Source organism: Halorientalis marina (assembly GCF_023028345.1).
GTDB lineage: Archaea > Halobacteriota > Halobacteria > Halobacteriales > Haloarculaceae > Halorientalis > Halorientalis marina.
In genome coordinates, this window is record NZ_CP095487.1 from 1,328,508 (window position 1) to 1,343,341 (window position 14,834).

Annotated in this window: 13 protein-coding genes; 5 read left to right on the forward strand and 8 right to left on the reverse strand. The window is 68.4% G+C overall.

Going from position 1 to position 14,834, the window contains the following annotated elements:
- Positions 1-39 precede the first annotated feature (39 nt).
- A complete protein-coding gene (locus MUG96_RS06795; RefSeq protein WP_246987705.1) occupies positions 40-624 on the forward strand; it encodes a DUF7524 family protein in 585 nt (194 codons plus the stop codon).
- Here MUG96_RS06795 and MUG96_RS06800 read toward each other — a convergent pair whose 3' ends face one another.
- Complete coding sequence (locus MUG96_RS06800) at positions 625-1,713, reverse strand: DR2241 family protein (RefSeq protein ID WP_246987707.1); 1,089 nt, start codon at positions 1,711-1,713, stop codon at positions 625-627.
- Positions 1,714-2,129: 416 nt separating this feature from the next.
- Here MUG96_RS06800 and MUG96_RS06805 point away from each other — a divergent pair, with 416 nt between their 5' ends.
- Entirely contained in the window at positions 2,130-3,344 is a 1,215-nt protein-coding gene (locus MUG96_RS06805; RefSeq protein ID WP_246987709.1) for a LolA family protein, read from the forward strand.
- Between the two features lie 119 nt (positions 3,345-3,463).
- On the opposite strand, the gene MUG96_RS06810 is transcribed toward MUG96_RS06805, so the two are convergent.
- The 7 genes from MUG96_RS06810 to MUG96_RS06840 form a co-directional block, all read right to left on the reverse strand.
- Entirely contained in the window at positions 3,464-3,775 is a 312-nt protein-coding gene (locus MUG96_RS06810) for a DUF7521 family protein (RefSeq protein WP_246987711.1), read from the reverse strand.
- Entirely contained in the window at positions 3,775-4,143 is a 369-nt protein-coding gene (locus tag MUG96_RS06815; protein WP_246987713.1) for an ArsR/SmtB family transcription factor, read from the reverse strand. The genes MUG96_RS06810 and MUG96_RS06815 overlap by 1 nt, the downstream gene beginning before the upstream one ends.
- Positions 4,144-4,233: 90 nt before the next feature.
- A complete protein-coding gene (locus tag MUG96_RS06820) occupies positions 4,234-6,483 on the reverse strand; it encodes a PAS domain S-box protein (protein ID WP_246987715.1) in 2,250 nt (749 codons plus the stop codon).
- A gap of 98 nt (positions 6,484-6,581) precedes the next feature.
- Positions 6,582-7,457 carry a CbiX/SirB N-terminal domain-containing protein gene (locus MUG96_RS06825; RefSeq protein WP_246987717.1) on the reverse strand — a complete coding sequence of 292 codons (876 nt, stop codon included), beginning with the start codon at positions 7,455-7,457 and terminating at the stop codon, positions 6,582-6,584.
- A 78-nt stretch (positions 7,458-7,535) separates the two neighbouring features.
- Positions 7,536-8,372 (reverse strand): sulfite exporter TauE/SafE family protein, encoded by an 837-nt coding sequence (locus MUG96_RS06830; protein WP_246987719.1) that lies wholly within the window; start codon positions 8,370-8,372, stop codon positions 7,536-7,538.
- Positions 8,369-10,759: a heavy metal translocating P-type ATPase gene (locus MUG96_RS06835; RefSeq protein ID WP_246987721.1), complete on the reverse strand. Its 2,391-nt coding sequence runs from the start codon at positions 10,757-10,759 to the stop codon at positions 8,369-8,371. The genes MUG96_RS06830 and MUG96_RS06835 overlap by 4 nt, the downstream gene beginning before the upstream one ends.
- 72 nt (positions 10,760-10,831) lie before the next feature.
- Positions 10,832-11,023: a DUF8131 family protein gene (locus MUG96_RS06840; protein WP_246987723.1), complete on the reverse strand. Its 192-nt coding sequence runs from the start codon at positions 11,021-11,023 to the stop codon at positions 10,832-10,834.
- A 234-nt stretch (positions 11,024-11,257) separates the two neighbouring features.
- Here MUG96_RS06840 and MUG96_RS06845 point away from each other — a divergent pair, with 234 nt between their 5' ends.
- Genes MUG96_RS06845 through MUG96_RS06855 form a run of 3 tightly spaced genes read left to right on the forward strand, consistent with a single transcriptional unit; the run spans position 11,258 to position 14,816 of the window.
- Complete coding sequence (locus MUG96_RS06845; RefSeq protein WP_246987725.1) at positions 11,258-12,511, forward strand: halocyanin domain-containing protein; 1,254 nt, start codon at positions 11,258-11,260, stop codon at positions 12,509-12,511.
- Positions 12,512-12,524: 13 nt separating this feature from the next.
- Positions 12,525-13,058 (forward strand): cytochrome c oxidase subunit II, encoded by a 534-nt coding sequence (locus tag MUG96_RS06850; RefSeq protein WP_246987727.1) that lies wholly within the window; start codon positions 12,525-12,527, stop codon positions 13,056-13,058.
- Positions 13,059-14,816 (forward strand): b(o/a)3-type cytochrome-c oxidase subunit 1, encoded by a 1,758-nt coding sequence (locus MUG96_RS06855; protein WP_246987729.1) that lies wholly within the window; start codon positions 13,059-13,061, stop codon positions 14,814-14,816.
- Positions 14,817-14,834 lie beyond the last annotated feature (18 nt).

Below are 14,834 nucleotides of genomic sequence, written 5' to 3' on the forward strand. Positions count from 1 at the left end.
AACTGAACCTTTTTGCCCGCGCCCACCGCATCTCGACCCGTGCCCGACAGGCTGCCCGTCCACGTCAACCGCGAGCGGATACACTCCCTGGAGGTCCCCGCGTCGTTCGAGGCGACCGACTCGTTCGTGATCGCGGTCAAGAACCACGGCGAGGCCGGACGGGTCCACGTGCATCTCGACGGCGACCTCGCCGAGATCGCGACCGTCGCTGACAACAACTACTACGTCGAGGCCGAGGGTGCCTGCGAAATCCCGGTTAGCGTCCACGACCACCGCGAGACCTTCGGCAAAATCAAGATCGTCGTCGGCTACGGGGCGACGACCCGCTGGGTCGACGTCGAACTCACCGAACCCGACCACGGCGGTCCCGTCGCGGTCGGGGACGAACTCACCGTCTCCGGCGGCGACGACGCGGGGACGGGTACGGCCGACGAGGGCGAGCCGTCCCGCGAATCCGGCGGGCTCCTGGCCGACCAGCCCGTGTTGCCCGTCGTCGGACTGGGCGTCCTCGCGGTCGTCCTCGCGGTCGGTGCGGCTATCGTCCTCGATAGCCAGCTCGTCACGCTCGGTGCCGGCGTCGTCGTCATCGCGGCGGTCGCCGCCGTCGCGTTCGCGCTGACCTGACTACTCCTCGGGGTCGGTCGGGACGCCACAGAGGTTCCCGTCCTCGTCGAACAGTTTCGCCCGGAAGTAGCGGGCGCGGTACTGGTTCGCGCCCTCGTAGACGTCGGCCTCCCGGATGGCCTCGACCTCGCCGTCGGCGACGGCGTCGACGATGTCCTCCAGCTGTTCCTTTTCGCTCGGCGTCAGCTCGAACTCGTAGGTCCGTGGCTCCTCGCTCTCCAGTTTGGTCCACTGGCGCGCGGCGGTGAGGACGACCGAGCAGGGTTCCCGGCAGGGGAACTCCCCCTCGCCGCGGGGGACGTCGAGGTCGGTGTCCTCGTCGTAGTCCCACTCGCGGCGCTTGACACACTGGGAGTCGACACAGCAGGCCTCGGCGACGCGGTCGACGTGGTCGTGACCCTCGCCCCGGTTCCAGGTCTTGACCAGCCCGAAGATGCCGGTCTGTCGCTCCGTGTGTTCGGTCCAGTGAGTCACGTCGAGGTCGCCCTCGCGCTCGCGGTACCAGTTCGCGACCGTCGCTGGGTAGAGGAAATCGACCGCTCGGACGAACACCGGCGCGGACAGGTCGGTGAAGACCCACCCTCGCTGGAGCGTCGGCGCGGTCTTGAGCGGGCGGTAGCGGTCCCGGTCGTCGAACTTGGCGATTTCGCGAGCCGCCGCGGAGTCGTCGTGGCTCTGCAGTGCCTCGCGGTCCCGGTCCGCGTCGTCCGCGTGGCGGAGTTCGTACCGCCGGCCGTCGTCGTCACGGTGGGCGGTCAGGCGGAGCTGGCCCCACGACCGCGAATACCCCTCCCGAAGTGCCTCGTACCGCTCCTCGACGGTCCGTTCGTCGGCACCCTCCAGCCACCGGAGGAAGGCCCACTCGGCGTCGTTCTGCGGGGCGACCGCGTGCCAGAAGTACCAGTTGTCGACGTAGATGTCGTTTGCGGCAACGCTCCGGAGGTCCGCGTCGGAGAGGCCGCGCTCGTCGGTATCGGGTGTCGAGAACGCGTAGCCGTCCTCGGCCGCACTCGCTTCTAGCCCGTCGAACGCGACGCCGCCGCCGTCGTCGACCGCCTCCAGCAGTGCGTCGACCGCCGTTGCAGTCATGTCCGAACCGAGGGCCGCGGGCGGAATAAAGGACGCCATTCCGACGCGTCGCATCACTAACTTAAATTTTAGGGTGTGTTTCCCGGCCGGAAAGTCGCGCTCTCGGTTTATGATTGCTGGGCGCAAAGAGGTGAGTGCGTGGTCCCCGACGGGCTTCGGCCCTCCCTCTCGCTCGGCTCGCTGGCGATCCCCGTTGTCCCCACTGCCGTCCCCGACTGACCTCCCGTTTCGGCCCGCCACCCGACGCCCCGTGGCGAACCGTCGTGTTTCGTGTCCCGGGTGATCGACGACCGAGCCACTGCTCCCGGTCGTCGAAACCGCCGTCCAGAAGGCGTTGCTGACGATGGTGGCCGCCTCGGCCGACCCTACGTGACAACCGGTAGTATTTTTCCACCGAACGGCGAAGGTACTGACAGATGTCATCTCGCGGGGTTACCCGGGGCATCGTCCTCGCAGGGGCCGTGCTCGCCTTGCTGGCGCTCGTCGCCGGTTACGCCCTGTTCGCCGCCGGCGGTGGGGAGGACGCGGCGCCGACGGCCATCGGCGAGAACGCCTCTGACCGCTACGCAGCAGTCGAGGGGTTCACCGCGCGGATGACGGTCGTCCGCGAGGTCGGGAACGGGACGAACCGCTCCGTCTACCGCGTCCAGCGGCAGCCCGGCGAGCGGTTCTACTACCGGCGGGCACTCGAAAACGCGTCCAGTGGTCCCGACCTCCTGGTCGTGAACAGGTCGACCGTCTGGTCGTACGACGACGACACGAACACGGCGGAACGGATGGACATCACCGGGCTGGACCGGTTCAACGGCTCGCTCGGCGCGCGCCTCGACCCGCTGTTCGCGAAGATCAACGCCCAGCGCGGTGTCTCGGGAGCCGAGACGCCGACGCCGGGCGTGGCACCGCTCCCGGTCGTGCCGGCCGGCTCGGCGCCGACGCCGGACCCCGCGGCGGCGAACGTCACCGGGTACAACGTGACCTACGTCGGGACCGAGCAGGTGGCCGGTCGCGAGGCCTACCACGTCCGCGTTCGGGGCAATCTCTTCGGCGAGGACGTGACCGAGAACTTCACGCAGGCGATCTGGTTCGACAGCGAGCACTTCGTCCCGCTCGCATACCACTACGTCTGGACGAACGACGGCCAGCGCAACCGCATCCGTGTCCGCTACGAAAACGTCTCGTTCGACCCGATTCCCGAGTCCACCTTCCGGTTCGACCCCGAGACGGACGTGCCGAACGCGGACCCGACGCTGGTACGGCGTCAGAACTACCGCTCGCGGGCCGAACTGGTGGCAGCGGCCCGCACGACCGTTCCCGAGCCGGCGGTCCCGGATCACCTCGCGTTCGACTACGGCACCTACCAGGACCGCAACCCCCGCGAACTAACTCTCAGGTACCGCAACGGCTCGTCGTACGCCGTCGTTCTCAAGAGCGAACGACCGGACGTGTCGTTCCCGACCGAACCCGAGCGGGTCGCGCTCGGGAACCGGACGGCGCGGTTCCTCGATTACGGTCCGAACGGCGAGACGCTCCTGCTGGCCTGGGAGTGTGACCGGTACGACTACGTCGTGGCAACAGGGGAACTGAGCCGCGACCGTCACTTCGAGATCGCGCGGTCCGTCGGCTGTGGGTGAGGCGGGGAGCCGGGGGTTCGACCGGACCGACGAGCGAGGACGACGGCGAACGGAATCGAGCGGCGAAGGTGACCGGAGCGCCAACGCGAAAACGGGAACGAGCGTCGAGTCGCCGCGACTCAGGAGCGACTGTACAGCGAGTAGGCGATGAACCCGAGACCGACGAACTGACTGATCTGGACGGTGAGCCGCCAGGGTTCCTGGAACGTGCCCGGGAGGATGCCCTGTCGGAGCAGCAGCGAGCCAACGAAGGCGGCGCTGTAGGTGACCGCCGTGAGCAAGAAGAGGCCGATCGAGAGATACTGCATCGAGCGACTCTGGTGGCGCCGATAGCCCCGGTAGGCCTGGTACCCGATGTAGACGCCGACGACGGTCGAGCCGAAGGCGAAGACGATGATTGCCCACTGGATGGGCGAACTCGCGAGCGCCATCAGAGCCCCTCCCACATCTCGGTGAATCGGTCGGCGACGTCCTCCTCCTCGTCGATTGCCAGTTCCGTCCGGCGGCGCTCGATCTCGGCGCCGAAGTCGCCGTCTTCGAGGTCGAGCGAGAAGTTCGAGAGCTTCGCGGCGTACACCTTGTGGTGGCTCCCGCCGGGGTCGATACGCGTCTGTTCTTCGATCAGGTCGAAGTTCTGGAGTCGTTCGATGCGACGGTACACGGTCGGGAGTGACGCGTCACATCGCTCGCTGAGTGTGTTCGCGGACATGGGTTCGACGCTCGTTTCCGCGAGGATGTCCCTGGCGTACTCGTCGCTCAAGAGGTCGAGTACGGCAGCCAGGTCCAACTCCTCGCTCACGGTCGAGTCGAGGAATCCGCCCGAGTTAAAAGGTATCCTACGCTTTCATGATCAGAAAATCGGCGACGACCGGCCCTCACCCCCTCGGACTCAGTCCACTCGCCGGAGCCCCAGGGTCACGACCGTCCCGCGCGGGTCGCGGTCCGAGATGTCGACGGTCCCGTCGAAGGAACTCACGATCCAGGCGACGGCCCACAGGCCGATTCCGGTCCCGTGTTTGAGCGGCGTCACCTCGGCGTCGGTCTGGAGGGCGACCTGCTCTCCCTCGGGGATGCCCGGCCCGTCGTCGGCGACGAACAGTTCGTACCAGTCACCGCGGTCGCTGTCGCGCTCGCGGAGTCCGACCTCGATCTCGGGTTCCGGACGGTCGTTGTGTTCGATGGCGTTCTCGACGAGGTTCGAGACGGCGAGTTCGAGCGCCTCGTTGCCCTCGACCCGGGCCTGTTCCGGCAGGTCGAGTTCGATAGTGACGTCCGATTCGGCCGCCCGGAACGGGGCGACGACGCGCTCGACGAGGGCGACGGCGTCCAGTTCCGGCCGGTCCATCCGGTCGCGTTCGAGCGCGTGCTGGATGGCCCTGATCTCTCGGCTCATCTCGACGAGCCGGTCGGTCTGTCCCTGAATCGAGCGGGCGATGTCGACACCGTACTCGTCGTCGTGTTGCCGGAACCGCCGTTCGAGCAGTTCCGCGTTGCCGAGGACGGCGTTGAGGTCGTTACGGAGGTTGTGCCGGAGGATACGGTCGAGGACCTGGAGCCGCTGTTCGCGCCGCTCGCGGTCGCTGATGTCGCGGGTGATACCGGCGCCGGCGACCCCGTCCTCGCCGACGGAGATGAGCGCGTAGTGGCTCTCGGCCGGGAACCGCCGCCCGTCCTTCGTGACGGCCGTGTACGTCACGACCGCTTTCTCGCCCGTGTCGTACTGGTCCGACAGCAACCGACGGTTGGCCTCGTTGAACGCCTCGAGGTCGTCGTCCTCGACCACGTCGCTCACGTGGACTGACCGGGAGTCGATGTCGGCCTCGGTGAGTCCGAACCGCTCGTGCCCGGCGTCGTTGAGGAACGTGTAGTAGCCGTCCTCGTCGGTGGCGTACACGGAGTCCGGGACCGCCTGCATGATCGTCTCGTACCGTTCGAGTTCCTCGATTCGCTGTTTCCGTTCGGTCACGTCCTGGATGACGCCGATCGTGCCACGGAACGTCTCGTCGAACGGTCGCAGTGCGATCCGTCCCTCGATGATTCGCGGGTCGTCCTCGTCGAGCTCTGGGTAGGCCTCGTACCGGTACGTCCCCCGTTCCGTGTCGCTGTCCGAGGACAGCAGGTCGCGGACGACGCTCTGATACCGGGGGATGACGTTCGCATCGACGCGGCCTTCCGCGACGAGTTCGCCGAAATTCGACGGGAACTCCTCGTCGGGCGAGAACCCGAAGAGCTCCATGCACTGTTCGTTCGCGGCCAGGATGTTCGCGTTCTCGTCGAGGACGAACACGCCCTCCGGCACCGTCTCGACGATGGTCTCGTACTGTTCGAGTTCGCGCTCGCGCTCCTTTCGCTCCTGGATGTCGCGGACGATCCCGACCGTGCCCGCGAGGTTCCCGTCCGCGTCGGTAACGATGGAGATGTGGTCCTCGTACTCGCGGCGGGTCCCGTCGTCGTGGATGATCTCCAGTTCGACCGTCTCGGAGGCGCGCTCGGGGTCGGCCAGCAACTCGGCGATGATTTCAGCGCCTTTCTCGATGTCTTTCTCGGGCATCACCCGGCTGACGTGGGCACCGACGAGCTCCTCGCGGTCGTAGCCTCCTTCCTCGAGCAGCGCCTCGTTGACCATCTCGACGTAGCCGGCCGGGCCGAGGAGGTAGACCGGGTCGGCGAGGTGTTCGACGAGCTGTCGGTAGTGGTCGACCGCCGGCCCGAACGGCGAGAGGTCCGCTGCCGCTTCCGAGTCAGTGCTCGCGAGCGGGAGCGCTCGACACAGCGCGTCGACGGGGTCCTCGTGGTCGCCCATCCGGACCCACTCCGTCACGTCGGCGGTGAGCGCCGCTGCCGGCACCTGTTCGACCCCGGGCGCGAGCAGGGCGACGACGGGAACGTCGCCCAGTCGCTCGCGGATCGCCGTGAGAAACGCCAGGCCCTCCTCGTCGGCCGAGCGGCCGCTCACGACGCAGTCGACCTCGGCCTCGTCCTCGGCGTCGAGCGCCGCACGACCCTCGCGATCGGTGGGAGCGACGGCGACCGACCGGTCGGGGAACGCGGCAGCCAACGTTGCTTCACAGTCCTCGACCGTCGTCCCGGCGGGGAGGGCGTGGCCGACGCCGACGAGGAGGATGCGGGAACCGGCCATGGTAACCCCTGTCGGGGTCCGACACAAAAAACCTCCGCGGGCTTTGCGCGCCGAACCGCGCGCTCGGGCGCGCCCGAGTCCGGCCGCGCTCCGCGTCGTCAGTCGCCGGCGACGCCGCCGCTCCCGCCGCTCTCCTCGCGGACCTGTTCGATGGCGGCCTCGACGTCCGCGCCCGCGCCGGCGGCGCGTTCGAGGATCACGTCGGCGGTCAGGGGTTCGGTCCCGACGGCGCCGGAGTACCAGATGCGGTGGCCGTCGACCTCCGTCGGGGTGTCCCAGCCCGTCCGGTAGTCGTCGGTCAGGCCCATGTCCTCGGGGATGTCCTCCTGGGTGTGGTAGCCGTCGGCGACGAACAGCGGGACGACGACGATGTCCTCGGTCTCGAAGTAGTCGGTCACGTCGTCGATTTCGGGGTCCTCGTCCATGAACAGGGCCTTCACCTCGGCGAAGCGGCCGGAATCGCGGATGCGGTCGGCGTGGTACTCGACGGCTTTCGCGGAGTTCTCGTTGCGCTCGGTGCCGTGGCCGGTGACGGCCAGCCCGAACTCGGAGAGGTCGCGGTCGTCGGTGACGTTCTCGGCGCGCTGGACGATCACGTCGCTCATCGCGTCGTGGGTCCCGACCGGGCCGCAGTAGTGGACCGTCTGCCCGGTGTCTGCGGCCGTCAGCGTCGCGTGGGTCGCGGCGGTGCCGTCCGAATCCCACTGCTCGGGGTCCCAGTCGTCGAGACGGAACTCCCGGGGGATGACCTGCTCGGTGAAATAGCCCTCGCTGACGAACAGCGGGACGAGGTACACCTCGTCGCTGTCGACGATCCGCAGGGCCTCCCGGAACGACGGCTCCTCCTTCCAGAAGGCCTCCCGGACCTCGTCGAAGGCGCCGGACGCCCGGATGGTGTCGGCGTGTGTGAACGTGGGCGTACTCGACTCTGCGTTGAGGTGTGACCCGTGGGCCGCGATGACGAGCGCCTGCATACCGAGCCATAGGCGTGTCCCGTTCTTAGGGGTTCGGATGCTCGGGAACCAGCGCGCTGCCGCCACGCCCGGGACGGCTCACGAGAACGGCTGATAGATCGGGATGTCGGGGTGTGGGACCTGGATGCCGAGCCCCATCAGTCCCATCGACAGCGGCAGGTAGCCGAGGACGACGAAGGCGACGCCGAGCGCCCGGTGGAGCCGCACGCGCGTCCCCGCGTCGACGGACTGGAACACCGTCCCGTAGGCGAACAGCGTCGGGAGCGTGCCCAGCCCGAGCGTCCCGAGCGCGAGAAAGCCCTCGACCGGCGAGCCACGCGCCAGCGCGTACAGGAACGCCGGATAGAGGATGGGGCAGGGCAGGAACCCGTGGAGCGCCCCGAGCGCCGCGATCCGCGGCCCGCCGACCCAGTCGTCGACGCGGTCAGTGACCGCCCCGTATGCCCGAGCGAACAGCCCACCGAACCCGGGGACGCCGCCGTGCCCGACGGAGCCGCGGAAGAGATACACGAGCCCCGTGCCGACGATGAACAGACCGATAAGGATGCCGGCGGCCGACCGGATCGGCGTCGCGAGGGCCACGACCGCCGCCGCGTCGAACAGCACGGCGCCGAGCGCACCCATGATCGCCCCGATGACGGCGTAGCTCAGCGTCCGTCCGAGGTTGAAAAGCAGGTGCTGGCGCACGTCGTGCCACGAGAGCAGCGGGCGGTCGCGGCGACTGCCGCTGCTTCCGGCCGCCGCCGGAGCGCCGCCCCCTGCACTGGCACCGGCCGACGCTCCGCCGTCGCGCTGGGCCGCCAGCCGGTCGGCGTACATCGTCACCAGTGGCCCGCACATCCCGAGACAGTGCGCGCCGCCGAGCAGTCCGACGAGGGCGAACACGGCGAGACTCGTCGGTGGTGCCGGCGTCATTCGTCCAGGAGCGACCGCGAGGAGTTGGTCACGACGAGCAGGCTGGAGGTCGCCATCGCGACGGCGGCCAGCAGGGGGTTGATGAGGCCGGCCATCGTCAGCGGGACGGCGATTGCGTTGTACAGGAACGCCCAGCCGAGGTTCTCGCGGATGCGTCGCTTCGTCGCCGCGGTGACCGCGAACACCTGCGGCACGGTCGCGAGGTCGTCGGTCGTCACGACCGCGTCCGCGGCGTCGGCGGCCAGCCGCGTGCCACTCTCCAGCGCGATGCCGAGGTCGGCGGCCGCCAGCGCCGGCGCGTCGTTGCTCCCGTCACCGACCATGACGACCGTCCCCTCGGCGCGGAGTCGGTCGACGACCTCCGCTTTCGCCTCGGGCGGGACGCCGGCGAACGTCCGCGAGACGGCCTCGGACTCCCGGAACCGCGCGGCCGCCCGCTCGTCGTCGCCCGTGATGACCACTACCTCGTGGTCGGCCGCGAGGTCGGCGGCCACGTCCTCCCACTCCGGCCGGGGTTCGTCGGCGGCGACGACGAGGCCGCGAGCGCGCCCGTTCCAGCCGACCAGGGCCGGGACCCGCCCCGCGTCCCGCGCCCGGTCGGAGGCCGTGCCGAGCCGGTCGGGGATCGTCAACCCTTCGTCGGCCAGCAGGTCCCGGCGGCCGACGACGACCCGGTCGCCGTCGACGGTCGCGCTGACACCGCGGCCCGGGTGGCGCTCGAAGTCGTCGACGGCCGCGTCGGGTGGCGGCGTGTGGTCGGTCACCGCGGCCGCGAGCGGGTGCTCGGAGAACTGTTCGACCGCGCTCGCACGCGCGATGGGGTCCGCGGTCACCCCGGTCGCGACGGTCTCGCCGCCGTCGCTCACGAAGTCGTCGGCGGCGAGCGTCTCGACGACCGCCATCCGGCCGGTCGTGAGCGTCCCCGTCTTGTCGAACGCGATGGTGTCGGTGTCGGCCGCCGTCTCGAAGACCGATTCGTCGGTGACGACGATGCCGGCGTCGAGCGCCTCCTTGATGCCGCTCGCGACCGCCAGGGGGGTCGCCAGTCCGAGCGCACAGGGACAGGAGACGACGAGCACCGCGAGCCCGGTCAACAGCGCACCGGTCGGGGTCGCGCCCAGGAGGAGGTGGGCCACGGTCGCGAGCGCGGCGAGGACGACGACGAGCGGGACGAACACGGCCGCGAGCCGGTCGGCCAGCCGTTGTGCGCCCGGGCGCGCGCTCTGTATCTCCCACAGCCGCGTCACGAGTCGGTCGAGCGTGCTTTCGGTCCCCTCGTCGGGGTCGAGGACGAGGGCGCCGTCGGTCACCAGCGCGCCGCCGATCACGTCGTCGCCGGCGGTCCGGCGCTCCGGCACGGACTCGCCGGTCACGAGCGACTCGTCGACGGCGGCCGTCCCCTCGACGACGGTCCCGTCGACCGGGACGCGCTCGCCCGGCTTCACGACCACCTCGTCGCCCGGCGAGATGTCCTCGGTCGGTACCTCCTCGGTCCCGTCCGCGGTTCGGCGACGGGCCCGCGAGACCCGTTCCTCGGTGAGGTCGGTGAGGTGGCCGGCCGCCCGGTCGGTGATCCGCGTCTCGTAGTAGTTGCCGATAGAGACGACGAGGACGACGACCACGGAGATGTCGTAGTAGACCTCCGTCCCGCCGACGGCGAGGGTCGCGGTGCTGTAGACCCACGCCGTCGAGGCCGCGAGCGCGACGAGCAGGTCCATGTTCGGGTGGCCCGACCGCAGGCTGACGTACGCCCCGCGGAGGATCGGATAGCCCGTGTAGAAGAGCACGACCGAGGACATGACGAGGACGTTCGCGAGCAGGTAGTACCCGGCCGTCCCCGTCACGTCCAGCAGGAGCGCGTCGGGGTCGACGCCGAAGTACGTCGGGTAGAGAAAGAGGACGTACCACAGCATCACCATCATCCCGAAGAAGCCGCCGACGAGCAGGCGGCCGGTCAGTTCCCTGTCGTCACGGTCCGCCCCGCGGTCGAGTTCGCTCGCGTCGTACCCGAGCCCGGAGAGGACGCCCGGGAGCGTGTCGGCGTCGACCTCGTCGGGGTCGTAGACCAGTTTCGCCATCCCGGAGGGGTAACTCGCCTCGGCGGCGACGACCCCCTCGTGGTCGGTCGCACGCGCCTCGACGAACGCCTCGCAGGTCGCACAGTGCATCCCGTCGACGGCGAGAAACGCGGTGTCGCCGTCGGCGTCGTCGGCCGCCGGCTCGTCGTCAGCGAGTCGCTCGCGTGCCGCCGTGGCGTCGGTCTCCGCCGGATCGTCGAGCGTCTTCGCGACCTCCAGACAGCCGCGACAGCAGAAGGTCCCCTCGACGCCCGCCTCCGTGACGGGTGGGTCGGGCGTCGGCAGGTCACAGAGGGTACAGGACGTCATCGAGAGGGCCTCCTGGTCAGTGCCCGCACTCGCGGGTCGGGTGACGGTCCACTTCGAGCGCGCGCGTGGGCGTCACGACGCTGCGTGGCCGTGGCCGTGCTCCGTCTCGACCGGCGAGAACATCGTGTAGACGCTCCAGACGATGAGCAGGACGTTCACGACGGCGAATCCGATGACGAGTTCACCTTTCACCAGAAAGAAGGCCAGGACTGCCGGCAACGCCAGCAGTCCGAGCCCGGCGAGCAGTTGTGGTCGTAGCGACATACCAACGGTTTGGACACCGACTCAAGTAAACCCTGCGAGCGGATTCCCACCGCGTGAGAACGCAGGTCGCGTTTAAGATACAACAAACTATCCACCACAGTATGGAGGGACTGGGCCGGAGACAGGATCGACCGTCGGTTCAGAACCCGCACCAGGTCTCTGGCGTAGGGATGACCACAACCATAATGTGTCGTAACATCGGATACGAGAGCGAGAGCGATCCTAAACACAAGTATGAGTGAGAGCGACTCGACAGGTAGTACGGCTCCGACGCGCCGTGGCTTCCTCCGGACGGCGACGGCGGGGGCGGCGACGGCGGCGCTCGGAGCCGGCGCCACAGGGACGGCAGTGGCACAGAGCGACTTCGACGGCTACCTCGACGACGTGAGCAACTACGACGGGACCGTCGTCGACGCGACGGGCCAGGACTCGGTCGAGATTACCGTCGGCGCACAGGGCAACAACGGCAACTTCGCCTACGGGCCGCCGGCGGTCCGGGTCGACCCCGGGACCGAGGTCGTCTGGCGGTGGAACGGGCAGGGCGGTGCCCACAACGTCGTCGGCGAGAACCGTGACTTCACCAGCGGCTCGGCCGTCGCCGAGGCCGGCACTACCTACACCCGGACCTTCGAGGACGAGGGCGTGGTGAAGTACTTCTGTACGCCCCACAAGTCGCTGGGGATGAAAGGCGTCGTCGTCGTTGGCGGCTCCGGCGGCGGTGGGGGCGGCCCCACACCCATCCCGGCCGACTTCGGCGGCTACCTCGACGACGCGGACAACTACGACGGGACGGTCGTCGACGAGCGGGGCAGCGACGAGGTGACGATCACCGTCGGCGCCCAGGGCAACGGCGGCAACTTCGCGTTCGGCCCGCCCGCGGTCCGGATCAGCCCGGGCACGACCGTCGTCTGGGAGTGGAACGGGAAGGGCGGCGCTCACAACGTCGTCGGCGAGAACCGCGATTTCACCAGCGGCGAGGCAGTCGCCGAGGCGGGGACGACCTACGAACGGACCTTCGAGGAAACCGGGGTCGTGACCTACTACTGTACGCCCCACGAATCGCTGGGGATGAAAGGCGGCCTCATCGTCGATCCCGCCGAACCCGGCGCCGGTGGCGGCGAGGGCGGCGGCGAGGAGGAGGGCGGCCAGCTCGTGTTCACGCCGGCGCTGCGAGCGTTCGGCGTGGCGATCGTGCTGGGCGTGCTCTCACCGATCGTCTTCGCGATCGTGACGATGTGGCGTCGCGGGGAAATCGGCAGTCAGCCCGAACCCGCGGGCGGCGGCGGGCTCCGGCGGGTCGAGCCGACGCCGGACCTCGTGACCGCGGAGGCCGAAGAGGTCGAGCCGGAACGGGAGATCGAACACGACGCGTTCGATCCCACAGGGACGGCAGGGTTGATAATCGTGTACTTCGCGATCATCTCCCTGCTATGGGTGTTCATGTACTTCGTGGAGTTCCTGGGGAACGGACCGACGATCATCGGCTAACGGAGGACGCAATATGGAAATCCACAGATTCGAGAAAGCGTGGCTCGGTGCTGGACTGCTGTTGATCGTCGGCCTCATCGTGACGATCGTCTACGGCGCAACCGGGCCGGGTATCGCGATGGTCAACGATCAGGGCGGACAGGTCGACTCGACGGACATTCAGAACGCGAACTACAACGCGACGGACGGCTTCGAGTCGCCCGGCGTTCGGAAGGTGGGCGAAAACGAGTACACCGTCCACGTCGTCGCGAAGCAGTTCCTGTTCGAGCCGGGTACGAACGAACCCATCCAGGTGCCGGCCGGGTCGGAAGTGACCTTCTACGTGACCAGCGCCGACGTGGTCCACGGCTTCCAACTCGTGGGCACCAACGTCAACACGATGGTCATCCCCGGCCAGGTCGCGGAGTTCACCACCCGGTTCGAGGAGACCGGCGAGCACGGAATCGTCTGTCACGAGTACTGTGGCGCTGCCCACCACACGATGGCGGGGACCATCGAGGTCGTGCCACAGTCCGAGTTCAACGAATCGACGCTGGAGGGAACCTAGATGGCGACTATAGACGACACGACGACCGAAACCGGCACTGACGAGGAGTACGCGACACCACCGGAGGACCGGCAGGCGTTCGTCCACCGCTACCCCAGTTCCGCGCGGATCGTCCGCTGGTGTTTCGCCGTCGCGTTCGCCGCGCTCGCGGGCGGTGGACTGTTCGGCGTCATCCAGGCGCTCCACCGCACGGGCTACGTGCAGATCATCAGTAACGCGGACTACTACACCATCCTGACCGGCCACGGCGTGTTGATGGTGCTCGTGTTCACCACCTTCTTCATCGCCGGCCTGTTCCTCTGGGCCGTCACCGACAGTTTCGAGATGGATCTCCCGCGCCCGCAACTCTCGATGGCGTGGTTCGGACTGATCCTCTTCGGGACCGTGCTGGCTGCCGTGGCGATCATCGGCGGCCTGATCCAGGAGATTCCGGCCTCGGCGGACGTGCTCTTTACCTTCTACGCGCCGATGCAGGCCCACGTCATCTTCTACATCGGCGCCGCGCTGATCATCGTCGGCTCCTGGGTCGCCGGCGCGAACTACTTCCTGATGTATCGGGACTGGCGCCAGGAGAACCCCAACGAGCGCATCCCGCTCCGGTCGTTCATGGTCCTCGTGACCTTCCTGATGTGGTACCTCTGTACCATCGGAGTCGCGGTCGAGGTCGTCGTCTTCCTCATCCCGTGGTCGCTGGGTATCATCAGCCAGGTCGACCCCCTCTTTACCAGGACGCTGTTCTGGTTCTTCGGGCACCCGGTCGTCTACTTCTGGCTGATGCCGGCCTATCTGGTGTGGTACACGATCATGCCGAAACTGGCCGGTGGACGGCTGTTCAGTGACGGCCTCGCGCGGATCGTGTTCGTCCTCTTTCTGGTCCTCTCGACGCCGACCGGCTTCCACCACCAGTACGTCGACCCCGGCATCGCGGAGGGCTTCAAGTTCGTCGCGATGACGAACACGATGTTTCTCCTGCTCCCGAGCCTGCTGACCGCCTTCACGGTCGTGGCTAGTCTCGAACACGGCGCCCGCCAGAGCGGCGGGACGGGCCTGTTCGGCTGGCTGAAAGCTCTCCCGTGGGACAACCCGGCCTTCTCCGGCTGTGCGCTCGCGGGGCTGATGTTCGCGGCCGGCGGCTTCTCGGGGATGATCAACGCCGGGATGAGCATCAACTACCTCATCCACAACACCCTGTGGGTGCCCGGCCACTTCCACCTCACCGTGGGGACCGCCTTCGCGCTGACGGCGATGGCGATCACCTACTGGCTGCTCCCGCAGCTGACGGGCAAGCGTCTCCAGAAGTACACGATGGCGTCCATCCAGCCGTACCTCTGGTTCGTCGGCATGGTGCTGATGTCGAACGCCATGCACCGCGCCGGCCTGGCGGGTATCCCGCGGCGCACTGCGGACCCGACCTACCCGAACCAGGGAATCGGCTTCGAGGGCGTCGTCGGCGGCGTCAGCGAGATGCGTCTCCAGATCGCCATCGGCGGGACGATCCTCTTCATCTCCCTGCTCATGTTCCTCTACGTCGTCGGCGCGACGTGGCTGAGCGCCCGGAGCGAGCGGCTCCGCGTCAACGGCGCGATTCCGACGCCGCTCTCGCCGGCCGAGAGTTCGCCGCAGGTGCTCGACAACCTCAAACTCTGGGCGGTCATCGCCGTCCTGCTCGTCGTGCTGACCTACGGCCTCCCGCTCGGGGCGATGGCTGCCGACGGCGTCCTCTCACCGGGCGTCCCGGCCGTCCCGATGCTGCTCTGACCCGTTCGGGAACCGACT

Coding starts and splice junctions, on each gene's coding strand:
- MUG96_RS06800 (WP_246987707.1), bottom strand. CDS start 1,713: ATGACTGCAACGGCGGTCGACGCACTGCTGGAGGCGGTCGACGACGGC.
- MUG96_RS06805 (WP_246987709.1), top strand. CDS start 2,130: ATGTCATCTCGCGGGGTTACCCGGGGCATCGTCCTCGCAGGGGCCGTG.
- MUG96_RS06810 (WP_246987711.1), bottom strand. CDS start 3,775: ATGGCGCTCGCGAGTTCGCCCATCCAGTGGGCAATCATCGTCTTCGCC.
- MUG96_RS06820 (WP_246987715.1), bottom strand. CDS start 6,483: ATGGCCGGTTCCCGCATCCTCCTCGTCGGCGTCGGCCACGCCCTCCCC.
- MUG96_RS06825 (WP_246987717.1), bottom strand. CDS start 7,457: ATGCAGGCGCTCGTCATCGCGGCCCACGGGTCACACCTCAACGCAGAG.
- MUG96_RS06830 (WP_246987719.1), bottom strand. CDS start 8,372: ATGACGCCGGCACCACCGACGAGTCTCGCCGTGTTCGCCCTCGTCGGA.
- MUG96_RS06835 (WP_246987721.1), bottom strand. CDS start 10,759: ATGACGTCCTGTACCCTCTGTGACCTGCCGACGCCCGACCCACCCGTC.
- MUG96_RS06840 (WP_246987723.1), bottom strand. CDS start 11,023: ATGTCGCTACGACCACAACTGCTCGCCGGGCTCGGACTGCTGGCGTTG.
- MUG96_RS06845 (WP_246987725.1), top strand. CDS start 11,258: ATGAGTGAGAGCGACTCGACAGGTAGTACGGCTCCGACGCGCCGTGGC.
- MUG96_RS06850 (WP_246987727.1), top strand. CDS start 12,525: ATGGAAATCCACAGATTCGAGAAAGCGTGGCTCGGTGCTGGACTGCTG.
- MUG96_RS06855 (WP_246987729.1), top strand. CDS start 13,059: ATGGCGACTATAGACGACACGACGACCGAAACCGGCACTGACGAGGAG.